The sequence below is a fragment of the Psychroserpens luteus genome (assembly GCF_015319355.1).
Taxonomy (GTDB): Bacteria; Bacteroidota; Bacteroidia; order Flavobacteriales; family Flavobacteriaceae; genus Psychroserpens; species Psychroserpens luteus.
Window position 1 is genome coordinate 520,336 of sequence record NZ_JADILU010000001.1, and the last position, 26,173, is coordinate 546,508.

Here is a 26,173-nt window from a genome sequence, read left to right on the forward strand (position 1 = left end):
TTTAATTTCATGATAATTGTCTTTCTCATGTTAACGAGAATCTCTTTAAAAATAGTGTAAATTTTAACAACCTCAACGAGTGAAATTTAAATATACAATTACAACGTTTAAACTTTCAATTGTGTTGTAATACCTTTAAATTTGCGGTCTAAATTTGCAATCATACCATGAGTTATCATTTTAACGAGATAGAAGCCAAGTGGCAAAAATATTGGGCAGACAACAAAACATTTAAAGCTTCAAATACAAGCGATAAACCCAAATATTATGTATTAGACATGTTCCCTTATCCAAGTGGTGCAGGCTTACACGTTGGTCATCCGTTAGGTTATATTGCAAGTGATATTTATGCACGCTACAAACGTCATAAAGGTTTTAATGTTTTACATCCTCAAGGCTATGATAGTTTTGGTTTGCCTGCAGAGCAATATGCCATTCAAACAGGTCAACATCCAGCAGTCACTACAGAGACTAATATAAAAACCTACCGTCGTCAATTAGACCAAATCGGTTTTTCATTTGATTGGAGTAGAGAAGTGCGTACTTCAAATCCAGAATATTACAAATGGACGCAATGGATTTTTATTCAGCTTTTTGAATCTTGGTACAACAACGATACCAACCAAGCAGAATCTATTGATACGTTAATTTCAAAGTTTTCTTCGGAAGGTAATGCAAACATAAACGCAGATTGTGACGATGATATCACCATTTTTTCTTCGGAAGAATGGAATAATTTCGCTTCTGAAGCACATCAAAACATCTTATTAAAATACAGATTAACCTATTTAGCAGAAACGGAAGTCAATTGGTGCCCAGCATTAGGAACCGTTTTAGCAAACGATGAAATTGTCAATGGCGTTTCAGAACGTGGAGGTCATCCTGTGATGCGTAAGAAAATGACGCAATGGAGTATGAGAATTTCTGCTTATGCAGAACGTTTGCTTCAAGGATTAGATACTATAGATTGGACAGATTCATTAAAAGAAAGTCAACGTAACTGGATTGGAAAATCGGTTGGAGCAAGTGTGACTTTTAATGTAAAAATGACAAGTGAGATGCTGAAACAAGTTCAGCATGACGAAACGCAACGTCATTCCGAACTTGTTTCGGAATCCCATCCTCATAAGATTGAAGTATTTACTACGCGTCCTGACACCATTTTTGGTGTGAGTTTTATGACACTAGCTCCAGAACACGAACTCGTTTCTAAAATAACAACCGCAGATCAAAAAGCAGAAGTTGAAGCCTACATAACAGCTACAGCTAAACGTAGTGAGCGTGATCGTATGGCAGATGTCAAAACCATTTCGGGAGCATTCACAGGCGCTTATGCAGAGCATCCATTTACAAAAGAACCACTTCCAATCTGGATTGGTGATTATGTGTTGGCTGGATACGGAACAGGAGCAGTAATGAGTGTGCCATGTGGTGATCAACGAGATTATGATTTTGCAACCCATTTCAATATTTCTATTCCTAATATATTTGAAGGTGTAGATATTTCCGAAGAAGCATATGGAGCAAAAGACAACGTAAAAATTGCAAATAGTGATTTCCTTAATGGGATGAATTATAAAAAAGCAACTAAGCGTGCCATCTATGAATTGGAGCAAATAGGTCAAGGCGAAGGTAAAACCAACTATAGATTGCGTGATGCAGTATTTTCTAGACAACGATATTGGGGAGAACCATTTCCTGTGTATTATGTCAATGGGATGCCACAAATGATTGACAAAGAGCATTTGCCAATTCGTTTGCCAGAGGTTGAAAAATATCTCCCAACCGAAGAAGGTGAGCCACCTTTAGGTCGTGCAACTCATTGGTCTTGGGACACAAACATTAACTCTGTTGTAAGTAATGAGCTTTGTCATTCCGCACTTGATGCGGAATCCACTAATGATAACGGAATCTACCCTCTAGAACTCAACACCATGCCAGGTTGGGCAGGAAGCTCATGGTATTTCTTTAGATACATGGAAGATGCTGCCAATAGAGGTGAGGCTTTCGCAAGTGAAGACGCTCTCAACTATTGGGAAAACGTCGATTTATATATTGGAGGTAGCGAGCATGCCACAGGACATTTACTCTACTCACGTTTTTGGGTAAAGTTTATGAAAGATCGCGGTTTTGTTAATGTTGACGAGCCTTTTAAGAAATTGATTAACCAAGGGATGATACTTGGGACTAGTGCTTTTGTATATAGAGTGAAATTAAGTGTGAGTTCTTTGGGTTCGTATCAACCAGGAGATAACGAAAAACAAGAAAAATATATTGAAGAGATTAGTAGTATTTTACCATCAATATATGTGTCCGAAAATATATCTAAAGGAAAATCTCTAATTGAGTTTGATGAGTTTTTCAAAGAAAAATATATAAATGAATATAAAACTAAAGAAGTTTTAGAGAAAATTGAATTACTAAAGAAAAATGATAGCTCACTTTTAGGTATTAATATTCATGCTTCAAACATAAATAAATTACACGTAAAAGTTCAATATGTTAATGCATCAGATGAATTAGATCTTGAAGGACTAAAAAATGATGGAGAGTTTGGAGAAGATTTCAAAGATGCAATTTTCATTGGGGAAAATGGAGAAATAATTGAAAGCGATAACGATGTGTATAAAGTAGGTCGAGAAGTCGAAAAAATGTCCAAGTCCAAATACAACGTCGTAAATCCAGATGCGATTTGCGAACAATATGGAGCAGACAGCCTTCGTCTTTACGAAATGTTTTTAGGACCTTTAGAGCAAGCAAAACCTTGGAATACTGCAGGAATCACAGGTGTTCACGGTTTTCTTAAAAAACTATGGAAACTCTATGTTGATGACAATGGTTTAAAAGTTAATGATGCAGAGCCAACAGCAGACAATTTAAAGACCTTACATAAAACCATCAAAAAAGTAGAAGAAGATATCGAGAACTTCTCGTTCAATACATCGGTTTCTACATTTATGATTGCATCCAATGAGTTCACTGCTCAAAAATGTACAAGTAAAGCCATTCTAGAACCATTCTTGGTATTATTATCGCCTTACGCTCCGCATATTGCTGAAGAATTATGGAATAGACTTGGTCATGACGAATCTATCTCAACTGCAACATTTCCGAAGTTTGAAGAAAAATATTTGGTTGAGAGTAGTAAAAATTATCCAATCTCATTTAATGGTAAAATGCGTTTTACGTTAGAGTTACCAATGGACATGAGTAAAGAGGATATTGAAAAAACAGTCATGGCTCATGAAAAAACAATCGCTCAATTAGATGGTCGTACACCTAAAAAAGTGATTATTGTTCCTGGTAAGATTGTGAATATTGTAGGATAATTAATTATGAAGAAAGTTGTATTTATTTTAAGTCTCGTTTTAAGCATTGCTTGCGCAAATACCGAAACAGAAACGGTTGAACTATCCTGCGGTCAATGTCAATTTGGTTTAACAACACAAGACGGTTGCGATTTAGCAGTACGAATTGACGACAAAGCTTATTTTGTAGATGGCGCAGATATAGATGATTTTGGTGACGCTCATGATAAAGACTCTGGGTTTTGCGAAGTGATTAGAACTGCTGAGGTTTCTGGAGAAATTATTGATGACCGTTTTAAAGTAAACACCATAACACTTAAAGATTAATGCGATTTGCACCAAAGAAATACGATAAGGTTGTTTTATTTTTCTTTGCTGCATTTATAGCTGGTGCTTTTTTTACTTGGATTTTTGAAGAGCGTTTTAACGAGAAAGGTTGGTGGTCTAACCGGTCAATGCGTTATAAAATGGCAGATGATATTATTGATAGTGATTTGCTCATTGGTAAATCTAAAGAAGACATTATAGACTTGTTAGGAGTACCTTATGATACCAATCTCTTCGGAAAAGATAATATCGCATATAGGTTAGGAAGACCACCAAGTTTCTCACAAACCAAACATGCTATTTTAATTATTGATTTTAAATTAGGTCATGCTGTTCAAGTCATTGAATCTTCCGAATAATCTTTACCTTTACTTTTAAGACTAAGAGAATTAAAAAAAGAAACAATCTTCGTAGTTTCTAATTTCAGAATCATCAAAAAAATGAATTTGAAATAACGTTTTCGTAAAATACATAAAGTGAAAACAATATATTCTCAAAAATAGATTTTGAAACTGATTTGACTAGTAAGAACTCAAGTTTTCAAAGTAATTTTAAGCTATAATTAATATGATATATTATGGTTATTGGGATTCCAAAGGAAATTAAAAATAATGAAAGCAGAGTAGGTATGACGCCTTCTGGTGTATATGAACTCACTAAAAATAAACATACCGTTTTTGTACAATCTACTGCAGGTTTTGGTAGTGGTTTTTCAGACCAAGATTATAAGGACGTCAGCGCCATAATTGTAGATACCATAGAGGAGGTTTACGCTAAAAGCGATATGATTGTTAAAGTTAAAGAGCCTATTGCTTATGAGTATCCACTTATAAAGCCTAATCAAATCGTATTTACTTATTTTCATTTTGCATCTTCGGAAGATTTAACACTTGCAATGATGAAAAGCAATGCTATTTGTATAGCTTATGAAACTGTTGAAGATGATGATGGTAGTTTGCCTCTTTTAACACCAATGTCTGAAGTTGCAGGAAGAATGGCAATTCAACAAGGCGCAAAATATCTAGAAAAACCAATTAAAGGTCGAGGTGTTTTGTTAGGAGGTGTTCCAGGTGTGCCTCCAGGAAAAGTTTTAATTTTAGGAGCAGGAGTTGTTGGTGTTCAAGCTGCTAAAATGGCTGCTGGATTAGGTGCTCATGTGACTATTATGGATATTAACATGAAACGTCTCAGGTATGTTAACGACGTCATGCCTAACCATGTCACAACAGAATTCTCAAGTGAATATAATATTAGAAAAAATATTAAGACTCATGATTTAGTGATAGGAGGTGTGCTTTTAAAAGGTGCTAAAGCTCCTAAATTGATCACAAAAGATATGTTGAAGCTTATGCGTCCAGGAACTGTAATTGTTGATGTTGCAGTAGATCAAGGTGGCTGTTTTGAAACTACTAAACCTACAACACACGAAGATCCTACCTATATTATTGATGATATTGTTCATTATTGTGTTGCAAATATGCCAGGTGCTGTGCCTTATACGTCTACAATGGCATTGACCAATGTAACGTTACCATATGTATTAAAATTAGCAAATAAAGGCTGGAAAAAAGCGTGTGAAGAGGATATTATTTTGGCTAAAGGAATTAATATTTTAAATGGAGAAATTGTTTGTGAAGGCATCGCCGAAGCTTTTAATTGGTAATAAGAGTTTCAATAGAACTGACAAATTTTCCTTTGTAAAAATTGGCTTACTTTTTGCTATCTTAGTAGTAATAATAAATTTTAAAAATTATGAACGGAATGATGGGATACTATATTCTAATTGGAGCCATTGGTTTGGTAAGCTGGTTAGTAAGTAATCAATTAAAACAAAAATTTGCTAAGTACTCTAAAATACAACTGCGAAATGGCATGAGCGGACAAGAAATCGCTGAGAAAATGCTCGCAGATAATGGGATTACAGATGTTGAGGTGATTTCGGTTGCTGGACAGTTAACAGATCATTACAACCCTAAAAATAAAACAGTTAATTTAAGTGAACCTGTTTATAATCAACGTAATGCAGCTGCAGCAGCTGTTGCAGCGCATGAGTGCGGTCACGCAGTACAGCATGCGCAAGCTTATAGTGCTTTAGGCATGAGATCTGCTTTAGTACCAATTGTAAGTATCACTTCTGGGATGTCCCAATGGTTAGTTTTTGGAGGTTTAATTCTTGGAGCTGCTGCAGGTATTGGTTTAGGGTATTGGATTTCTGTCGTTGGATTGGTATTTATGGGATTTGCTACTTTGTTTAGTTTTATCACATTGCCAGTTGAGTATGATGCGAGTAACAGAGCATTGGCTTGGTTGAAAAATAAAAACATGTTAACTCCAGAAGAATATGCAGGTTCTGAAGATGCACTCAAATGGGCTGCCAGAACTTATCTTGTTGCTGCAATAGGTGCATTAGCGTCACTTTTATATTGGGCAATGCAAGTATTTGGAGGACGCGATTAATATTTCCGAAGAAAAACACTAGAAACCAAAGTTCGTTTTTTATAAGCGTACTTTGGTTTTGTTTTATTACTTTGTATCACCTAAATTATTTTAAACTTATGGAAAATTCAAATTATAATCAGTTAGAGAATGTGAATAACAAAATGCTAATTGGTAGATTAGACGTCGCAGATCGTACTGCTTTTTATAAAAAAACCTATGCACACGTTGCAGGAGGTGTACTTGTATTTATTTTATTTGAATGGTTGCTATTGCAAAGCGAAATGATTGTTAATTTTGCAATGACAATGACACAAGGTTGGCGTTGGCTTATTATGCTTGGAGGATTTATGTTTGCTACCAATTATGCTGAAAAGATGGCCCTAAAATCACCAAATAAAAACACACAATACTTGGCTTATGGATTGTACATCTTGGCTGAAGCCTTCATTTTTGTTCCGCTAATTTATATTGCTGCCTTTTATATGGATTCTGGACCAGAAATGCTAAATCAAGCTGCTATTGTAACTTTATCTTTATTTACAGGATTGACTGCTGTTGTGTTTGTCACTAAAAAAGATTTTTCTTTTCTAAAAACAGGACTTACCATTGGTTTTTTTGTTGCAATTGGTTTAATCGTTGCAGGTTCATTATTTGGTTTTAACTTAGGATTATGGTTCTCTGTAGCAATGTGTTTACTAGCAGGAGGTTCAATTTTATACCAAACGTCTAACTTGGTAAATAAATATACTACTGAAGATTATATCCCAGCAGCCTTAGGTTTGTTTGCATCGTTGATGTTACTGTTTTGGTACATCTTATCGATTTTTATGTCAAGAGATTAATTTTTTCCGAAGAAAATAACAAAGAAAAAATAACATACAAAAGCATCCTTTTTTAGGGTGCTTTTTTTATGACTATAACTCCTCTTCGAGATTGACTAGTTTATTCTGAATTGCATAAACCACTAAACCAGCAAGGTTTTTAGATTCGGTTTTTAAAAGCAAATTATTACGATGACCATCAACGGTTCTTGGGCTGATGAATAGTTTTTCTCCAATTTCATTAGTGGTAAATTGTTTACAAATAAGCTCTAATACTTCCTTTTCACGTTTAGTGAAATAGGTCATGTCAAAGTTTGATTTTTTAGCTTGATCGCTATTGTTTAATAAACCTTCGTGAATAAATTTCATCACTTGTGCATCATAATAGAAACCTTTATCTGCAACTTCATTAATTGTAGTTAACATGAGTGTAGGTGTGCTGTTTTTTGCTAGATACGCTACAGCTCCAATAGAAATCATATTGATAATAAATGGTTTACTAAAGTAACTGGTTAGTGCAATAATCTTAATATCTGGAAACTCCTTACGAATCAATTTGGTAGTTTCTACACCATTAAGTCCTGGCATTTTTAAGTCTGTGATGACAATTTCTGGTAATTGTTTTGCAGCTCGTAATTGTTGCATGAGGTCATTGCCATCTTCAGCATCAAATAGTATGTCTAGATTTTTTTCTTTACTTAAAATAGACATGAGACCTTGTCTAAATAGTAATTCATCATCTGCAATTGCGAGTGTAATTTTAGTATCCATAAGAGTGACAGTTAATTGTGAATATGCTTCCTTTATTTTTAGAGCTCTCAACAAAAAGTTGTCCATTTAAAATAGCAACTCTACTCTTAATATTTTGTAATCCTATTCCAGATTTTTTTTTGTATTCGTTAATATCAAACCCTACGCCATTATCTTTAAAAACGAGCTCAAATCCTTCTTGGGTTTTTTTTAATTCCATTTGTAGTAAATTAGCTTTGCCATGTCTTAATGCATTATTTATAAGCTCTTGAGCTATTCTAAACACATGAAGTTCATTGTTTTTGTCAAGATGCTCTAGCGATTCAATATGATGATTTATTTTAATAGAAGTATTAGATGTAAACTCATCAAACAATTCTTCTAAGGCTACTTTTAATCCAAATTTATCTAGAATTGGAGGCATTAACTCATGTGCTATTTTACGAGCACTTTCTAAAGTACGTGTTGTGATATCTAAAATATGATTGAGTGCCTCTTTTTGTTCTTTATTAATAGATTCATCACCTAATAATACGTTAGTTGTTAAACTCACAACATTCAATTTAGAGCTAATAGCATCATGTAAATCTTGAGCAATACGGTTGCGTTCTTTCTCTTGAACTTTAATAGTGGTTTGTAAAATCTTTTTTTGATGGTCTAGTTTGATGTTAACCTTTTCAACTTCTTTTTCGATTATTTTTTTTCTTGAATAATAGAAAAAGAGAATAAGTCCAAGTGTAACAAGGACAACAAAAATAATTCCATAGACAAGCGCACCTATGATTTGCTCTTGAGTGGTCGAAAACTGGTTCTCCATTGTACTAGAATTAAAGATAAATAAACAGAATATAGGATTTTATTTATCAAATAGATATTTCTACTGACCTGGATGTTTCCCTCAATAGATGATAAATAATTTCCCAAAATAAATATAAGCGTACTGGAAGTAATATATACTAGAATACCAGCATTAATTATTAAATAGTTATTAGTTCCATTTAAAGAATTATAAAGGTGAATCATGGCGTAAATAACTATAGGTAAAGAGGTAATGAATATCTCAAATATATTAAACGTATAGAATAAACTTGGCCTAAGCATATATTGAAAAGCCAATATTGAGCAAACTAACACTATTGTAATCATGACATATTTTTTCTGAGCTGATTTGAATAATGATCTGTAAAATAGAGATAAGAGTATAAACTGACTTATAAAATAAGCATGTGACAGATGTAAGTTTGGAATATATTTTTTAGCAAGAATTAAAGCCGATAATGATATAATAAATGAAGTGATTAAATACAAAGTAAATAACTTATAAGCTATAGATTTTTTATTTTGTCTATAGCTCATAAGAAATAGTACTGTATTTGTTATAATCAATATTAATCCTGAATAAGTAAATAGGGAACTTATTAATTTCATTCAAATAGTAAAAATAATTATGGTTTGTGAAATAATGGACTACCTGGATCGCAATCATTAGGACATGGCGTTGTGAAATCGTACACACCACTTCCTATTAAAGTGCCACCTAGTAAGTTTGTTGGAGCTACTTTACTATATTCTTCATTTGATTTTATGCGTCGATCTTCAACAATATCTTCATTAATATTGCCAACTTTTTTTGTTCCTACTATTAAAAGTTTCTCACCATAGCCATTAGTTTCAGAAGTGTCTTTGGGATCAATAGCAATATAAGCTCTCACTTTAGAACCAAAAGGAGTAGCGCTAATAACGCCTGTTGTAGCATCTGTAGAAATAGTTAATCCCATTTCTTCAAAGCATATTAAAAGGTCATCTACAGGAATTAAAAAGGCTTTGCAATGCTTTGAGTTTTGTTTTTGCCATAGATCTGTCCATGTTTTTGCATTTTTAATTAGTACAGGTAAAGGTCTTGGATTTGACATGTCATAAAGTTTAATTGGTTAATAATCATTAAAGCTACTCAATTAGATTCAAAAAGAAGTTATCGTTTTAAAAAACGGGTATTTCTACGTGTTTTTAAGTTGAAGTGATTTTGCGGTTAAATTTTGACAACATTTATTTGATATTTGGAGCCTATTAATCAATTTAAAATTAGACTATTATGGAAATGTACATCGGACAAATTATCATGTTTGGAGGGAATTTTGCACCAAGAAGTTGGGCGTTATGTAACGGACAATTATTGCCAATCTCTAGTTATCAAGCACTATTTTCAATTTTGGGAACAACCTATGGAGGAGATGGTAGAACAACTTTTGGATTACCAGATTTACAAGGTAGAGTACCAGTACATGCTGGTGCTGGACCTGGATTGCCACCAGTAAGATTAGGGGCAAAAGGAGGGTCAGCTACGAATATATTAGTTGAAGGGCAACTACCAGCACACAAGCACGCTGCAGTTTTACAAGCAGTAAGTCCTATACCACGTGGAGTTACGCCTGGAACTAATCCAGCAGGTACTTATAATGCAGAGGGAGGAATATATGCAACAGGTGCAAATGCTCAAATGGCCCCAGATGCTATTTTAATGGGAGATACAGGAGGCAATCAGCCTATTAATAATATGCAGCCTTACACAGCTGTAAATTACATTATTGCTTTAGAAGGATTATTTCCGCCAAGAAGTTAATATAACATAATAAAGTAGAGCGTACTTTAAGCTGTATGCTCTACTAATATTAAGACATAACATTTTATTTTTTCTTCAGAAATCTAAAAACTCATATTGATGTTCTATTTGTTGAATATCAATATTTTACAATATTGTCTTACAGCTTATGCTATTAATTAAACAATGAATATTATGAAAAAAATTTACATTTTACTTTTATTAATCTCCTCATTTTGCTCTGCGCAAAACATCAATTTTACAATTGATGATGCTGTGGATAATAACGTAACCATTACTGAAACTATAGTAAACGGTGGAGATATCTATGTATTAACAGTAGATCATCCTGGTAGTGAAACACTAGATGATTTGGGAGGAGGAGATTTGGTTTTTTATCTTGGTTCTGGTGGTTCAAATGTTACAGAACCCTATGTTTTAAGTATAACCAGAAATGGATTTCCAGCTAATTTTAGTTTAAACGGATTAGATTATGACACACTTGGAGCTGGTAGTATTTCAGTTGTTAATCAAGATGATCAAGTGATTTCTGCTAATACTGCGTATGCATTAGGAGCTGGAGCTATTACTATTACAAATGCAGTAAATGCTGTAGATATTTCTGCTTTTAAAATTTTACCTGGAGGTACTACTGAATTTAATAATTTCGGATTTCACAACATTAATGTTGATATGATACAAGCTTGTGTGCCACCAGCGGGAACAGCAGTTTTTGCAAGTCAAGATTGTGGTTCAGGAGATTTTTTCGTTAATGTTAATGTAACCGATTTAGGTGGAGGAAGTCCAGCAATTTTTGATGGTACAACAACAACACCTGTTGTTTCAACAGGAGTTGTCAACTTAGGTCCTTATCCAATAGGAACTCCCGTAAGTTTTACATTACAACATGGTAATGATATTTCTTGTGATGTAGTTTTAGGAACTGTTTCAGACACATGTCCACCACCTTGCATTTCACCAGCAGGTACAGCAACTTTAACCTCACAGGATTGTACTGCAGAAACTTTTCAAATCGATGTCAACGTAACAAGTTTAGGAAGTGGAAGTCCAGTGATTTTTGATGGTACAACATCTACTCCTGTAACCGCAACAGGTGTTACAACTGTAGGTCCTTATCCAATAGGAACACCAATAGCAATCACATTACAACACGGTAATGATAACACATGTGATGTTGATTTGGGTATTGTAGGAGATACCTGTTCAGAACTAATTTTCACCATTGATACAGCAGTAGATAATGTTACTAATATTACAGAAACTCTTATAAAAGATGGAGATACCTATGTATTAACAGTAGATCATTCAGGAAGTGAGACGTTAGATGATTTGGGAGGAGGAGATTTAGTTTTTTATCTTGGTTCTGGTGGTGCAAATACAACTGAGCCTTTTGTTCTAACTATAACAAGAAATGGAAACCCAACTAATTTCACATTGAAAGGAATAGATTATGACACTTTTGAAGCAGGAAGTATTTCTATCTTAAATCAAGATGACAATGAAATTTCTCCTAATACTTTATACCCATTAGGTTCAGGAGCAATTGCAATTACCAATGCATCAAATGCAGCAGATATTAGCGCTTTTAAAATAGTGCCAACTGATTCAGATGATTTAAATGATTTTGGGTTTCATAATATTAAAGTTGATGTTCCTCAACCTTGTGTAGCACCAGCTGCAACAGTGGTTATTTCTAGTCAAGACTGTACTCAAGGAGAGTTCTTTGTAGAATTAGATGTTACAGATTTAGGAAGTGGTGGCAACCCAGTGCTTTTTGATGGAACAACATCATACTCAATTACAGCTACAGGTCAAACAGATATAGGTCCATACCCAACAGGAACACCAGTTAACTTTACTTTACAGCATGGAGAAGATGTTGCGTGTGATGTTGATTTAGGTACTATAACAGATACGTGTCCTCCACCTTGTGAGTCTCCAGCAGGAACAGCTAATTTGGATACACCATTTCAAGATTGTGATACAGGAACTTTTTATGTTGCTATTAATATAACAGATTTAGGTAATGGTAGTCCAGTTCTTTTTGATGGATCAAACTCAATTCCTATTACAAGTGTAACTCAATTTGGAATTGGACCATACCCAATAGGTACACCAGTGACATTTACATTACAACATGGTGGAGATCCTACATGTGATGTTGATTTAGGAACTATATACAACTTAGCTTGTAATGATGAATGCGCAGACGCTATTGCAATAAATTGCGGAGATACTGTAACAGGTTCAACTGTGAATGCTACAGATAGTGGGAACAATGCTTCTAATGACGTGTTTTACTCATTTACAGATACGGTTTTACAAGATGTTACTTTATCTTTATGTAATTCAAATTTTGATACATTTATTAGAGTATATGATGATTGTCCGCAAACAAACCAAATTGCAGGAAACGACGATTCTGCAAATTGTCCAGGAAATCAATCTGAGGTGACATTTACAGCTCAACCTAATGTTACATATTACATTATGATTGAAGGTAATACTTCAAATAATGGAGCCTATGAAATGAGTGTTGCTTGTATTCCAAATGTAGTAGCACCAGATAATGATTTATGTTTAAATGCAACACCTCTTCCTTTAGGTGTTACTTTAACAGGAGAGACGACTGCAGGAGCAACTGATGATTCTACAGGTAATGTAGATGATACTACTTGTGAGTCATTTAACTTTAAATCTGATGTTTGGTACACTTTCCAAGCACCAGTATCTGGACAAGCAACGGTTACAACTGTTATCACTGGAAATTCAGATCAGGCAAATGTTGCTGTGTATTCATCTACAGATTGCACGCAATTAGATGTAGATAGTATTGGTTGTTCTAGTGGTAATGGAGGAGAAGTTCTAACAATAACAGGCTTAACACCAAATGCAATTTATAGCGTTAGAGTATGGAGTGATGGTGTTGTATTTATACCCATTCAACCAGTAGATAGAAGAATTGAAGGTACATTTAATATCACAGTTACAGATGCTACATTATCGACTTCGGAAATTGATAATTTCCAAGCTTTTAACTACTATCCAAACCCAGTTAAAAACGAGTTGACATTAGAAGCTCAACATACAATTGAAAATGTGCGTGTATTTAATTTACTAGGACAATTAGTAATTACAGAAACACCAAACGCTACAACAAAAAGTATAAATATGACACAGTTACAAGCTGGTGCTTATTTTGTTGAAGTAACAATTGGAAACTCTACTAAAACGATTAGAATAATTAGAGAATAAAACATAATTTAGTTCTTAATAGAAAAGGCAACCTTTAATAAGGTTGCCTTTTTATTTTAAATTTTGATTTGAATTAAATCTTAATTTGCCTATCAATTTGTTGATTCAATGAGATAAAAGTTTCTGTTCTCGATACACCAGTTATAGATTGAATATCTCTATTTAAAACATGCATTAAATGCTCATTGTCTTTACATAATATTTTACAAAAAATACTCCAGTTACCTGTGGTATAATGACATTCTAAAACTTCAGGTATTTTTTGTAATTGCTTTACAGCTTCAGGATTACTAATGGCTTTATCCAAATAAATTCCAATAAAAGCCATCGTTGTATAGCCTAAAACTTTTGGGTTGATGACAAATTTAGAACCTGAGATTAATCCAGATTTTTCTAATTTACGAAGTCGTTGATGAATAGCTGCTCCAGAAATCCCTACACCTCTAGCAATTTCTAAAATAGGTGTTCTTGCATCTTCCATTAAAGCTCTAAGAATCTTTTTATCAATTCCGTCTATTTGTATGTTTTGATTAACTATTTTCATTTGAATAGATGAGTTTTGAACTTAGCATATTTCCGAAGAAAAACTATATGTTTAAAGGATTATAACCTAAATAGGGTACTTCTTTTTCTGTAAACTGAATCCCAAAGTCTTCAAGCTCTTTTAAAATAGGTTCGTAAACTTCTTTTTTAATAGGGATTTGAACACCAGGCGTTGTGATTTTTTCATTTAAAATAGCCATCGTTGCAATAGCGACAGGTAATCCAACGGTTTTAGCCATTGCTGTATAAGTTTGATCTTCGCCAATAGTCACCATCGTAGAATCTATTTGGTGCATCTTACCATTGAGTTCATAGCCAAATTTATGATACATAACTATCATATCTTTATCGTGTTCTTCTAGTGTCCAACTGTCCATTAATATCTTCTGAAGAATTTGAGCTGGTGTAGCATTTTTAAGCTCGACCATTTTAGTTTTATTAAAGATATCTACCTCTTCTAATTTGTCCCAAACAATATCATCTTGGTCTATTTTTAAAGCGTGTCTAAATTTTAATTCTACTGAGTCTGTAGGACTATAAGGGAGAAACGAATTTACAAAATCGCGATAGCTCATGTTTTCGCTATCATCTATTGTATAGCTATCATCTGTCATACCTAATTGTACAAACATGTTCCAAGCGCGACTAAAGCCAACACGACGAATGGTACCTCGATATAACGTTTTAATTGAGTCTAAACCATACACAGATTGGTATTTTAGTGAATCTCTATTGGCATAGGCTTCAAAACGACCATAACCATCAATTTCTAAAAATTCTGTTCGTCTAAATAATCTATTATAAGGAATGTATTTATATGCGTTTTCTTGAAGAAATTTTGCAGCACTTCCTTGACCAGCAACAACAACATTTCTTGGATTCCATGTGAATTTGTAATTCCATAGGTTGTTATCACTTTCTGGAGCTACAAGTCCACCAGTAAATGATTCAAATAGCACTATTTTCCCGCCTTTTTCACGAATGTGATCAATAACTTTCATGGCACTCATATGATCAATACCTGGATCTACACCAATCTCGTTCATAAATACTAGGCCTTTGTCTGTCACTATCTTATTGAGTTTTTGCATCTCTTCACTTATGTATGATGCTGTGACCATGTTTTTACCAAGCGCAACACAATCTTTTGCAACTTCAAGATGAAATCTCGCAGGAAGCATTGAAACCACAATATCTGCATTTTCAATGGCTGCTTTTCTAGATGATTTATCAAATACGTCTAAAGTGATGGCATTTGCATTTTCGTGATCTCCAATGAGCTTTCTAGCATTTCCAATATTAATGTCTCCAACAATGATATGGAGTTCTTCTTCTTTAGATTTTTCTAATAAATATTTTATGAGGTAAGAGGTTGATTTTCCTGAACCAATGACTAAAATCTTTCGCATAATGGGAATAGTTGAGTAATTTTGTTGTTTAAAATTCTTTGAAGTTTAAGAGAAAGTTTTAGTATTAAATTTAATATTTCAAAAAATTTCAAAGAAATATGAGTACGAATTTACTAAATACAATGGGTTATAAAAACCTAAATCTAATTTATATATGAACAAAAAAATTCTTGTTTTAGGAGGTCTTTTAGGTTTAATTGCTATTATACTTGGGGCTTTTGGTGCACATGGATTAAAATCTTTAATAACTTTAGAAGCTATTCAAACTTTTGAAACAGGAGTGCGCTATCAAATGTATCATGCGCTGTTTTTATTGTTTATTGGAAGTTTTTTGTCAATTTCGGAGAAAACTAAACGAGCAATTTTCTATTTAGTTTTGATTGGTGTGTTGTGCTTTTCTGGTTCTATATATGGATTAGCAACAAATGATCTTACTAGTTTTGATTTTAAAGTCATTGGCTTTTTAACACCTATTGGAGGATTATTATTAATTATTGCTTGGCTAATAATGTTGATAAACTTTTTAAAAATAGATAGTGATAAATCCTGAAATTAGCAGACTACTTTAAAATATTGTTTAGTTTTGCAGTCTAAACAACTTAAATAAATTATGGTAAACCATACAAAAATTACGAAAACGATTGCGTTAGAAACTTACGGTATTAAAAATGCTAAGGTTAATTATCAATTATCTCCAAGTGAACTCCATGAATTGACCATTGAAAAAGGGCAAGGAGTTGAGTCATCATCAGGTGCTTTGGCAGTTAATACAGGTGAATTCACAGGTCGTTCTCCACAAGATAGATTTATTGTTAAAGATGACATAACAAAAGATCGCGTTTGGTGGGGAAATATCAATATTCCTTTTGATGCTGATAAATTTCAAAAACTTTATGACAAGGTTACAGATTATCTTTCTAATAAAGAGGTGTTTGTAAGAGATAGCTATGCTTGTGCAGATGATAATTACAGATTGAATATTCGTGTTATAAACGAGTATCCTTGGAGTAATATGTTTGCATATAATATGTTTTTACGTCCTACGGAAGAAGAATTAAAAGATTTTAATCCAGAGTGGACCATCGTCAATGCTCCAGGATTTATGGCAGATCCCGAAGTTGATGGCACACGACAACATAATTTTGCGATTTTAGACTTTACTCGTAAAATTGCTTTAATTGGAGGAACAGGTTATACAGGAGAAATCAAAAAAGGTATTTTTTCTGCACTTAACTTTATTCTACCAGTATTTAAGAATACATTACCAATGCATTGTAGTGCAAATGTTGGAGAAGATGGAGATACTGCCATCTTTTTTGGTTTATCTGGTACAGGTAAAACAACACTATCTACAGATCCAAATCGTAGTTTGATTGGTGACGATGAGCATGGTTGGACAAAAGAAAATACAGTGTTTAATTTTGAAGGTGGTTGTTATGCAAAAGTGATAAATTTATCACAAGAACAAGAGCCAGAGATTTTTGCTGCTATTAAAAAAGGAGCTATTCTTGAAAATGTTATTTTGGATGATAATGGAGATGTACAATTTGATGATACATCTATCACACAAAACACAAGGGTAAGTTATCCTATCTATCATATAGAAAATATTAGAAAACCATCTATTGGTGAAAACCCTAAAAATATTTTCTTTTTAACAGCAGATGCTTTTGGTGTATTACCTCCAATTTCAAAATTAACACCAAATCAGGCTGCATATCATTTTATTTCTGGATATACTGCTAAGGTAGCAGGAACAGAAGCAGGTGTTGTAGAACCGGTTCCAAGTTTTTCTGCTTGTTTTGGAGCGCCATTTATGCCATTACATCCAGCAAAGTATGCAGAGATGTTAAGTAAAAAGATGAAAGAATCTGGAGTTAACGTTTGGTTAGTTAATACTGGTTGGACAGGAGGTCCTTATGGTGTAGGTACACGTATGAAACTTAAATATACAAGAGCAATGATTAATGCAGTGCTTAATGGAGATTTAGGAGCTTATACTTATGAAGATTATCATATCCATTCTGTATTTGGAGTAGCTCAACCAAGATCTTGTCCTGGTGTACCAAAAGAAGTATTAAGTCCAAGAACAACTTGGAATGATGATGCAGCTTACTATAAAACAGCGTTTAAATTATCAAATGCGTTTAGAGAGAATTTCAAGAAATTTCAACATGATACTAATGAAGATATACGTCGAGGAGGTCCTCAGCGTTATGCTCATTAAAGAGTCAATTTAATAGAATGAAAAAAGCGATTTCAAATTTGAAATCGCTTTTTTTATTTATGATTAGTTTGTTTTATTTACCTTTATTGACAAGATCAATATATTTTTTCAATGCCATTGTCATTGATGGTGTCTCAGGAGTAGGAGCAGATATGTCAACTCTTAAACCATGAGATTCAACAGCTTTTATCGTCGTGTTTCCAAAAACAGCTATTTTAGTGTCGTTTTGTTTAAACTCTGGGAAGTTATGAAATAGAGATTCAATTCCAGACGGACTAAAGAATACTAAGATATCATAATACACATTAGCAAGATCTGATAAATCACTAATTACAGTTTTGTAAAATACAGACTGTTTCCATTTAACTCCTAATTCATTTAAGATTTCAGGAACCTCAGGTTTTAGTTTATCTGTAGTTGGTAATAAAAAAGATTCATCCTTGTATTTTTTAATTAAAGGAGATAAGTCTGAAAATGTACGTTTACCAACATAAATTTTACGCTTTCTGTAAACTACATATTTTTGAAGATAATAAGCTACAGCTTCAGACTGACAAAAATATTTCATTGAGTCTGGCACCTTAAAACGCATTTCATCTGCAACTCTAAAGAAGTGGTCAACAGAATTTCTACTCGTAAGAATGATTGCTGTATAGTTTGCTAAATCAACTTTTTGTTGTCTTATGTCTTTAGCTTCCACACCTTCAACGTGAATAAATGGTCTGAAATCAATTTTGACCTTTTGTCTTTCTTGAAGATCAAAGTAAGGCGAATTTTCTATCTTAGGCTCTGGTTGAGATACTAAAATTGTTTTCACTTTCGTCATATTCATTAAAGTGTTTTAAGCGTTAAAATCTTTAATTAACTTATATAAAATCAGATAGGGTCCGATTTCAAGTGCGCAAAGATACAAAATAAAATAGAATATGTTATTTAATAGTAATTTTTGATGATTCTTAAATGAAGAGATAAAACCAATTAGATTAATTAAAATTATTAGCCCAATAATTACATAAACTATTGTTTTTGTAGGTTCTAGAGTATAAATTAAAATACAATTAATAGGAAATAATACGAATCCTGAATAGTTTTTAAAGGTTGTTTTTTGAAATAGATAAGAATCAATAAGCTCGTCAACATCAAAAAGACTCGCAATTAAACGCTCAAGAAGTACTTTTATTAAGAATAAAACACCAATTCCAAAAAGCAATTTAAAAAACTGATTAATATTAAATTCTGAAGGATGAACTAATGTGGTATAACTAATAAATGAAAAAATAGATATAGATAAAATGCCATTGAAAAAGAGCAAAGCGTCAAACCCATCAATGAATTTTTGTTCCCTTGCATAGATTTTTAAATATTTTGAATTACCAATTACCGCCAAAAAGTCTTTAAACCTATGTGCAAATAAAAATTTAGATATAGTAATGCACCCTAAGCCTAACACTAGAAAAATAGTAAACCAATCATTAGAAATTACGTCTCTAAGCATGTTACAAAATTATGAAGAATATTTGATGATTTTATACGTTATTGCATGCAACTAAAAATCATTAGCCTAAGATTAACATTGTTTATGATTTTAACAGTTAATTTTAATTGATAAATCCCTTATTTTTGTGGGCAACTAACAATAATAAGCTTTAATATCATTTTATGAGAGATGCTGTTGTCATCATACCAACTTACAATGAAATAGAAAACATTGAAGCTATTATAAGAGCGGTCTTTTCTCAAAAGAAAGCATTTGATATTTTAGTGGTGGATGATAATTCTCCAGATGGCACTTCAGAAAAAGTAAAATCGTTACAAAAGGAGTTTGATAATCAACTACACATATTGAATAGGCCAAAGAAAACAGGATTAGGTACTGCTTATATAGAAGGTTTTAGATGGTGTCTGAGTAAATCTTATGACTATATTTTTGAAATGGATGCAGATTTTTCTCATAACCCTAACGATTTGATTTACCTTTACAATGCCTGTTCCAAAGAAGGAGCAGATATGTCTATAGGTTCTCGATATATCAACAACAGAGTGAATGTGGTTAACTGGGATATGAAGCGATTACTGATGTCTTATTTTGCTTCAAAATATGTAAAGTTGATTACTAGAATGAAAATTGATGATACCACAGCAGGATTTGTGTGTTATCATAGGAGAGTTTTAGAAACTATAAATCTTGAAAAAATAAAATTTGTTGGATATGCTTTTCAAATTGAAATGAAATTTAATGCACATCTCAAGAAATTTAAGATAATTGAAGTTCCTATCATTTTTACCGATAGAAAAAAAGGAAAATCTAAAATGAGTGGAGGTATTATTTCAGAAGCTATTTTTGGTGTTATTAATATGAAATTAAAAAGTTTATTTAGAAGTTAAGATGCAAAACAAAACCATACTTATTAAAAACGCTAAAATCGTAAACGAGGGATCGGTTACAGAAGGTGATATTTTAATAGAAGGAGATTATATCAAAGAAGTATCAGATTCTATTAGTGCAAAATCTTCAGACGTCTTAGTAATTGATGTTGAAGGTAATTACGTCTTTCCAGGTGTTATTGATGATCAAGTTCATTTTAGAGAACCAGGATTAACACATAAAGGAGATATTGCTTCAGAGTCTAGAGCTGCAATTGCTGGAGGAATTACGTCTTTTATTGAAATGCCAAACACAAATCCTCAAACAACAACTGTAGAGAAACTAGAAGAGAAATTTGAAATTGCTTCAAAAACATCATATGCGAATTATTCATTTATGTTTGGTGGTACTAATGATAATTTAGATGAAATTTTAAAAGTTGATCCTAAAACAGTCGCTGGTTTAAAACTATTTTTAGGCTCATCTACTGGGAATATGTTGGTTGATGATCCTGAAGTTATAGAAAAAATATTTAGAAGTACAGATATGGTTATTTCGGTTCATTGTGAAGATGAAGCGACCATTAAAAAAAACTTACAAGCACATATTGATGAGTTTGGTGAAGATATCCCAATAAGTAAACATCCAATTATTAGAAGTGAAGAGGCTTGTTATATCTCATCTTCTAAAGCTATTGAACTTGCAAAGAAGACAGGAGCTAGATTACACGTTTTTCATCTATCTACAGGAAAGGAAACAAAGTTGTTTAGTAATAAGATTCCTTTAAAAGATAAAAAAATTACTGCAGAAGTTTGTATTCATCATCTATGGTTTAGCGATGAAGATTATGAGAAAAAAGGAACACACATAAAATGGAATCCTGCTGTAAAAACAGCAAAAGATAGAGATCAACTCTGGAAAGCACTATTAGATGATAGAATAGATGTGATTGCAACAGATCATGCACCTCATACTTTAGAAGAGAAAAATAATATATATACTAAAGCACCTTCTGGTGGTCCACTTGTACAACATGCTTTGGTGGCAATGATTGAAATGTTTCACAAGGATAAAATTTCATTATCAAAGATTGCCCAAAAAATGGCTCATAATCCTGCAATTTTATTTCAGGTTGAGAAACGTGGTTATATTAAGCAAGGGTATTTTGCAGATTTAGTTATTGTAGACATCAACAACCCATGGACAGTAAATAAAGATAACATACTTTATAAATGTGGATGGTCTCCATTTGAAGGTACTACATTTACATCTAGAATAACACACACCTTTTTAAATGGTACTTTAGTTTACAACAACTTCAAGGTTTTAGATGTAAAAGCGGGTAAACGATTGACTTTTAATAGATGAAATGAGCGTGCAAAAAGTATTGTCTTATAAAGTAATTATTAATCGCGAACAGCATGTGTCCTTGAAAAAACAATATATGTAAACTCATGAAACGACTTTCAATCTTATTAATATTAGTATCTATTATTGGTTGCAATTCTATTGATAAACCTAAAAAACCAGAAAACCTTATCTCCCAAGATAAAATGGTAGATGTTCTTTATGATGTTTTTATTCTTACTTCAGCAAAAGGAACAAGTAAAGGTATTTTAGAAGATCACGGAATCTATCCAGAAAATTACGTTTTTGAAAAACATAAAATAGATAGTTTACAATTTGCACTCAGTAATGAGTATTATGGTTTTCATGTGGAAGATTATGAATCTATATTAGCAAGAGTAGAAGATAGATTCAATAAAGATAAAGCAAAATTTGAAGCTGATATTGCTACTGAAGGAAAAGAAAAAAAACGCAAAAAAGATTCTATTAAAAAGCTAAGTGATTCACTAAATCATAAATCTAGATTATTAAAAGAAACTAAAAAGGTAGATTATAAAGATTATCCAAAATCTTCTAAATAATAATTACATACTTTGGTTATGGACTCATCAATAGGTGTGAACTTAAAATCAAGGTCTCTTTTTAATTTAGAATTATCAAAAACTGTTTTACTAGAAATCGATTTCGTCATTTGTTTTGATAATTTCCTGCGTTTGCCAAAAAGTTTATGACTCAACCAATCTAATCGCCAAGCGACAGATAATAAGAACAAAGACACTTCTTTTTTGGCAGGTTTTACGTTTAAAGCTTTCGCAACTTTATCCTGAAATATCTTAAACGGTAAGTTTTCAGCAATTAAAATATAACGTTCATTTTTTAGAGTACTATTCATAAGGGCAATCATGCAATCTACAACATTCCAAACATCAACATAAGCCGAAGTTCCTTTTGGGTAATAGTTTAATCCTTTATGAATCTTTCTAAACAAACTCCCGCTTCCACCACCTTTCCAAAACCCAGGACCCAATATAATTCCTGGATTTACTATAACAGCATCTAAACCTTCTTGAGTACCTCGCCAAACTTCCATTTCTGCTCCATATTTCGTTATAGCATAAACACTATTATCGTCTTCTGGATTCCATTCTGTTTCTTCTGTAATAAGTGTGTCTTCATGTGGTTCATGACCAATTGCTGCAATAGAACTTATATAGCATAGTTTTTTGATGTGATTAGAGATACTTAGATTTACAATATTTGCTGTGCCTTTAATATTGATTTTTCGAAGCTCATGATATTTATTAGGTTCAAAACTTATAAAAGCAGCGCAATGATAAACATGAGTGATGTCTATAAAAGCATCCTCTAATGAAGGTACGTCATTAATGTTAGCTTCAACCCATTCAATTTTATTGAAAAATGTTTCAACATCATCAGTATAGTCACTAAACACTTTTTTTACAGCTTCGAGCTTATGAGCTCTTCTATAAATGGCTCTAACAGAAGCATTATTGCTCATTAATTTGAACAATAAATGAGAACCAACTAAGCCTGTGCCACCTGTGACTAAAATCATAAAACAAAAATAGTCTTTTTTGTTATTCGCTTTTCTGTTTTGTTTGATAAACATATCTTTGTCGTACTTAAGAACAATACTTGAAAAATGAACTATAATTTAGTAGAAGAATTAACGTGGCGAGGAATGGTACATGATATCATGCCAGGTACAGAAGAGCAATTGCAAAAGGAAATGACCACAGCCTATATTGGGTTTGATCCAACCTCAGACTCGTTGCACATAGGTAGTTTAGTTCCTATTATTTTATTAATGCATTTAGAAAAAGCAGGTCATAGACCAATTGCGTTAGTTGGAGGTGCAACAGGTATGATTGGAGATCCTTCAGGAAAAAGTGATGAGCGTAATTTATTAGACGAAGCAGCTTTGAATCATAATGTTGCAGGAATTAAGAAAACACTAGCTCGATTTTTAAATTTTTCTTCGGAAGAAAAGAATGCTCCAGTTTTAGTAAACAACTATGATTGGATGAAAGATTTTTCATTCATAGAATTTGCGCGTGATGTAGGTAAACGAATTACCGTAAACTACATGATGGCTAAAGATTCTGTAAAGAAGCGTTTAAGTGGAGAAGAAGGAAACGTAGGGATGTCTTTTACAGAGTTTACCTACCAACTTATTCAAGGTTATGATTTTCATCATTTATACAAATCTCATAATTGCTTATTGCAAATGGGAGGAAGCGATCAATGGGGAAATATTACAACAGGAACAGAACTTGTAAGACGTATGAATGTTGGTGAAGAAGCCAAAGCATACGCAATGACATGTCCATTAATAACAAAAGCAGATGGTTCTAAGTTTGGTAAAAGTGAAGGCGGTAATGTTTGGTTAGATGCAGAGAAAACATCTGTTTATAAATTTTACCAGTTTTGGTTAAACACGAGTGATGAAGATGCTGAAAAATATATTAAGATCTTTACCTTTTTAGATAAGAATACTATAGACTCTCTAATAGTTGAACACGATGAGAATAGAGGACTAAAAAAATTGCAGAAAAGATTAGCAGAAGAAGTGACTCGCTTAGTTCACTCTGATGAAGAATTTGAAAACGCAGAAAAAGCGTCAAACATTTTATTCAGTAAAACTTTTAAAGCAGATATTAAAACTTTAGATGAAAAGACTTTTTTAGATGTGTTTGAAGGTGTTCCGCAAGCGGAAATATCTAAAGCAGAACTTTCTGAACTTGATATGATAGGAGCTTTAGCTGCAAAAACAAATTTTCTAGCCTCTAATAGCGAAGCACGTCGTGCATTGAAAGAAAACGCAGTGTCTGTTAATAAGGAAAAAGTAAAAGAAGATTATCAGCTGTCTGAAGATGATTTGATTAATGATAAATACATCATTTTAAATAAAGGAAAAAAGAACACTTATATTATTAAGGTGTCTTAAATTCACAAATATCCTGCAAGGTTTCTAAAACCTTGTAGGTATTTTAATAGGATTCACGTTTGTAATAATTATATGTAATTATTAAAGGCAAAGTTGAAGCTAAAGCACTAAAAAGCCTTTCTATTCATGATGCAAACAGCTTAAAAGTTTTTAGAATAAAATATATTCTCATTGATACCTACAAGGTTTTAGAAACCTATTTAAAAAGAAAAACGTCCCGTAATTTACGGGACGTTTAACATTAACCAATCAACTATTATTAGAAGCTAATCTTTCTTTTTCATAGAACTCTAAACTATTCTAGATTCATAGCTTCCCAATTTTTGTCGGCTTTACTTTGTAAACCTTTCACATTATTTTTTTTCCATGTGTTTAAAGTGTTATTTCCCCAAGAATTATAGAATAAATAGAGCTTTCCATCTCTGATTTCGAACGTTTTAGGGTCTATGTCAACTTTTTTAGATTTTTCTGCAATAGCATAAGCACAGTAGCCTCCATATTGCGGAATAAACTTCTCAGGACTAGCGTTGAATGTCTTTAAATTCTTTTCTGAAGAAAATTTGAATTTTATACTATCATAAGTCCCAGTGAATTCTTTTTTACCTTCTATAGCTTGATTATCAAAATAAGCAACAACATCATAACCTTTTGCGATGTAATCTTTTTTTGTATTGTAATCTACAGTTTGTGCGAATGTGGTGAGCATTCCGAAGAAAAAAATCACACCTAATATTTTAGTTTTCATTTATGAATAGTCGAGAGAAAATGAAGATAATTACAAGACCATGAGATTGCAACCTCTAATATCACTAGAGTCAAATCTGCCAATAATTTCAAAAGTAGCATTATCATGGACACGTCCTAAATCTTGTGTAGCAATAAAGGAGCACGAATTGATGTTTGCTAAATCGATGACGTTTATTCCTCCAGTTTTTTTAGTAGTATGAATGGTTAGAGCATCTTCTGGATCACGAGTTAGGATTCGCATCCAATTTGGGTATTTAAAGATTCCATCACCTAGAGAATAGGCTTGACTTAGTAATTCTGTCATACCATATTCACTATGAATTTTAGAGACTCCAAAGCCTGATTTTAAAACAGCGTGTAACTCTTCTCTCACCATTTCTTTTCTGCGACCTTTCATGCCTCCAGTTTCCATGACGATGGTGTTTTTTAAGTTGAATTGATGTAACTCTACCAAATCTAAAAGTGCAAAAGAAACACCTATAAGCATGATCTTTTTTTCTTGTTGATCTAAAGCAATAAGTTTCTCTTTTAACTCAGTAATATTATCTAGATAAAATCCGCTTTCTGGATGTTGTGATTGATTAATCATATCATTAACCATATAGATTAATGAGGAGCCTTTACGTTCTAAATAGTTTGGTAATAAAGCGAGAATAGTGTAATCATTAATATTTCCGTAGAAATTTTGAAACCCGTTTCTAAAACTTTGCTCATAAATACTTAAATCTGTAACGTAATGTTTACTGGTAATAGATCCAGTTGTTCCGCTACTAGAAAATGTGTCTTGGATTGAATCGTTAGTGCTAAGTACTTGGTGGCTTTTAAAAAATTGAATGGGTAAAAATGGTATCTCTTCAATTCGCTTCACATCACTTGGATGTTTATATAATAAATCACAAAACGAGCGATATACAGGATTGTTCTCAAATTGAAATTTGAAGACCTGTAATGCTAATGAGTTAAATTCAGTTTCCGAAGAAATTGAAAAAATAGCGTCTGTGTTTATCATAATACCAAATAAATTTTAAAATGATGGATAATAAATTT

At 32.7% G+C, this 26,173-nt stretch carries 24 protein-coding genes; 14 read left to right on the forward strand and 10 right to left on the reverse strand.

The window, feature by feature from the left end:
• Positions 1 to 167: 167 nt before the first annotated feature.
• The 6 genes from IM744_RS02305 to IM744_RS02330 all read left to right on the forward strand — a co-directional run bounded on the left by IM744_RS02305 (position 168) and on the right by IM744_RS02330 (position 6,916).
• Complete coding sequence (locus tag IM744_RS02305) at positions 168 to 3,329, forward strand: leucine--tRNA ligase (protein ID WP_194506467.1); 3,162 nt, start codon at positions 168 to 170, stop codon at positions 3,327 to 3,329.
• A 6-nt stretch (positions 3,330 to 3,335) separates the two neighbouring features.
• Complete coding sequence (locus tag IM744_RS02310; protein ID WP_194506468.1) at positions 3,336 to 3,635, forward strand: DUF6370 family protein; 300 nt, start codon at positions 3,336 to 3,338, stop codon at positions 3,633 to 3,635.
• Complete coding sequence (locus IM744_RS02315; protein WP_194506469.1) at positions 3,635 to 3,994, forward strand: hypothetical protein; 360 nt, start codon at positions 3,635 to 3,637, stop codon at positions 3,992 to 3,994. Before IM744_RS02310 ends, IM744_RS02315 begins: the two co-directional genes overlap by 1 nt.
• Before the next feature lie 218 nt (positions 3,995 to 4,212).
• Positions 4,213 to 5,298 (forward strand): alanine dehydrogenase, encoded by a 1,086-nt coding sequence (gene ald / locus IM744_RS02320; RefSeq protein ID WP_194506470.1) that lies wholly within the window; start codon positions 4,213 to 4,215, stop codon positions 5,296 to 5,298.
• Between the two features lie 98 nt (positions 5,299 to 5,396).
• Positions 5,397 to 6,092, forward strand: coding sequence for a zinc metallopeptidase (locus tag IM744_RS02325; RefSeq protein WP_194506727.1), 696 nt, complete (start codon positions 5,397 to 5,399; stop codon positions 6,090 to 6,092).
• A 98-nt stretch (positions 6,093 to 6,190) separates the two neighbouring features.
• A complete protein-coding gene (locus IM744_RS02330; RefSeq protein WP_194506471.1) occupies positions 6,191 to 6,916 on the forward strand; it encodes a Bax inhibitor-1/YccA family protein in 726 nt (241 codons plus the stop codon).
• Positions 6,917 to 6,988: 72 nt separating this feature from the next.
• Here IM744_RS02330 and IM744_RS02335 read toward each other — a convergent pair whose 3' ends face one another.
• The 3 genes from IM744_RS02335 to IM744_RS02345 form a co-directional block, all read right to left on the reverse strand.
• Positions 6,989 to 7,666 carry a response regulator transcription factor gene (locus IM744_RS02335; protein WP_194506472.1) on the reverse strand — a complete coding sequence of 226 codons (678 nt, stop codon included), beginning with the start codon at positions 7,664 to 7,666 and terminating at the stop codon, positions 6,989 to 6,991.
• Positions 7,656 to 8,462, reverse strand: coding sequence for a sensor histidine kinase (locus IM744_RS02340; protein ID WP_194506473.1), 807 nt, complete (start codon positions 8,460 to 8,462; stop codon positions 7,656 to 7,658). The genes IM744_RS02335 and IM744_RS02340 overlap by 11 nt, the downstream gene beginning before the upstream one ends.
• Before the next feature lie 628 nt (positions 8,463 to 9,090).
• Positions 9,091 to 9,558: a hypothetical protein gene (locus IM744_RS02345; RefSeq protein ID WP_194506474.1), complete on the reverse strand. Its 468-nt coding sequence runs from the start codon at positions 9,556 to 9,558 to the stop codon at positions 9,091 to 9,093.
• Positions 9,559 to 9,737: 179 nt separating this feature from the next.
• Between IM744_RS02345 and IM744_RS02350 the strand changes: the two genes are divergently transcribed.
• Together IM744_RS02350 and IM744_RS02355 are read left to right on the forward strand one after the other, a co-directional pair.
• Complete coding sequence (locus IM744_RS02350; protein WP_194506475.1) at positions 9,738 to 10,265, forward strand: phage tail protein; 528 nt, start codon at positions 9,738 to 9,740, stop codon at positions 10,263 to 10,265.
• A gap of 174 nt (positions 10,266 to 10,439) precedes the next feature.
• Positions 10,440 to 13,520, forward strand: coding sequence for a T9SS type A sorting domain-containing protein (locus IM744_RS02355; protein ID WP_194506476.1), 3,081 nt, complete (start codon positions 10,440 to 10,442; stop codon positions 13,518 to 13,520).
• 73 nt (positions 13,521 to 13,593) lie between these two features.
• On the opposite strand, the gene IM744_RS02360 is transcribed toward IM744_RS02355, so the two are convergent.
• Entirely contained in the window at positions 13,594 to 14,064 is a 471-nt protein-coding gene (locus tag IM744_RS02360) for an Lrp/AsnC ligand binding domain-containing protein (protein ID WP_194506477.1), read from the reverse strand.
• Between the two features lie 43 nt (positions 14,065 to 14,107).
• Positions 14,108 to 15,472: a saccharopine dehydrogenase family protein gene (locus IM744_RS02365; RefSeq protein WP_194506478.1), complete on the reverse strand. Its 1,365-nt coding sequence runs from the start codon at positions 15,470 to 15,472 to the stop codon at positions 14,108 to 14,110.
• 154 nt (positions 15,473 to 15,626) lie between these two features.
• On the opposite strand from IM744_RS02365, the gene IM744_RS02370 reads away from it, so the two are divergent.
• Together IM744_RS02370 and pckA are read left to right on the forward strand one after the other, a co-directional pair.
• Positions 15,627 to 16,022: a DUF423 domain-containing protein gene (locus IM744_RS02370; protein ID WP_194506479.1), complete on the forward strand. Its 396-nt coding sequence runs from the start codon at positions 15,627 to 15,629 to the stop codon at positions 16,020 to 16,022.
• 60 nt (positions 16,023 to 16,082) lie between these two features.
• Positions 16,083 to 17,699: a phosphoenolpyruvate carboxykinase (ATP) gene (gene pckA, locus IM744_RS02375; RefSeq protein WP_194506480.1), complete on the forward strand. Its 1,617-nt coding sequence runs from the start codon at positions 16,083 to 16,085 to the stop codon at positions 17,697 to 17,699.
• Between the two features lie 73 nt (positions 17,700 to 17,772).
• Here pckA and IM744_RS02380 read toward each other — a convergent pair whose 3' ends face one another.
• Both IM744_RS02380 and IM744_RS02385 read right to left on the reverse strand, forming a co-directional pair.
• Complete coding sequence (locus IM744_RS02380; protein WP_194506481.1) at positions 17,773 to 18,525, reverse strand: uroporphyrinogen-III synthase; 753 nt, start codon at positions 18,523 to 18,525, stop codon at positions 17,773 to 17,775.
• A 15-nt stretch (positions 18,526 to 18,540) separates the two neighbouring features.
• The gene (locus tag IM744_RS02385) at positions 18,541 to 19,194 is read right to left on the reverse strand and encodes a DUF4271 domain-containing protein (RefSeq protein WP_194506482.1); all 654 of its coding nucleotides are present in this window, start codon (positions 19,192 to 19,194) and stop codon (positions 18,541 to 18,543) included.
• 164 nt (positions 19,195 to 19,358) lie between these two features.
• On the opposite strand from IM744_RS02385, the gene IM744_RS02390 reads away from it, so the two are divergent.
• The 3 genes from IM744_RS02390 to IM744_RS02400 all read left to right on the forward strand — a co-directional run bounded on the left by IM744_RS02390 (position 19,359) and on the right by IM744_RS02400 (position 21,992).
• Positions 19,359 to 20,084 (forward strand): polyprenol monophosphomannose synthase, encoded by a 726-nt coding sequence (locus IM744_RS02390; protein WP_194506483.1) that lies wholly within the window; start codon positions 19,359 to 19,361, stop codon positions 20,082 to 20,084.
• 1 nt (position 20,085) lies between these two features.
• Complete coding sequence (locus IM744_RS02395) at positions 20,086 to 21,432, forward strand: dihydroorotase (RefSeq protein WP_194506484.1); 1,347 nt, start codon at positions 20,086 to 20,088, stop codon at positions 21,430 to 21,432.
• Between the two features lie 86 nt (positions 21,433 to 21,518).
• Complete coding sequence (locus IM744_RS02400; protein ID WP_194506485.1) at positions 21,519 to 21,992, forward strand: DUF4296 domain-containing protein; 474 nt, start codon at positions 21,519 to 21,521, stop codon at positions 21,990 to 21,992.
• On the opposite strand, the gene IM744_RS02405 is transcribed toward IM744_RS02400, so the two are convergent.
• Positions 21,971 to 22,987, reverse strand: a complete 1,017-nt coding sequence (locus tag IM744_RS02405; protein ID WP_194506486.1) for an NAD-dependent epimerase/dehydratase family protein — start codon at positions 22,985 to 22,987, stop codon at positions 21,971 to 21,973. The genes IM744_RS02400 and IM744_RS02405 overlap by 22 nt on opposite strands.
• An 87-nt stretch (positions 22,988 to 23,074) precedes the next feature.
• Here IM744_RS02405 and tyrS point away from each other — a divergent pair, with 87 nt between their 5' ends.
• Positions 23,075 to 24,379 carry a tyrosine--tRNA ligase gene (gene tyrS, locus IM744_RS02410; RefSeq protein ID WP_194506487.1) on the forward strand — a complete coding sequence of 435 codons (1,305 nt, stop codon included), beginning with the start codon at positions 23,075 to 23,077 and terminating at the stop codon, positions 24,377 to 24,379.
• Between the two features lie 295 nt (positions 24,380 to 24,674).
• Here the strand turns inward: tyrS and IM744_RS02415 are convergent, their stop codons facing one another.
• Complete coding sequence (locus IM744_RS02415; protein ID WP_194506488.1) at positions 24,675 to 25,124, reverse strand: YHS domain-containing (seleno)protein; 450 nt, start codon at positions 25,122 to 25,124, stop codon at positions 24,675 to 24,677.
• A 30-nt stretch (positions 25,125 to 25,154) separates the two neighbouring features.
• Positions 25,155 to 26,135, reverse strand: a complete 981-nt coding sequence (locus IM744_RS02420; RefSeq protein ID WP_194506489.1) for a LuxE/PaaK family acyltransferase — start codon at positions 26,133 to 26,135, stop codon at positions 25,155 to 25,157.
• Positions 26,136 to 26,173: the final 38 nt, after the last annotated feature.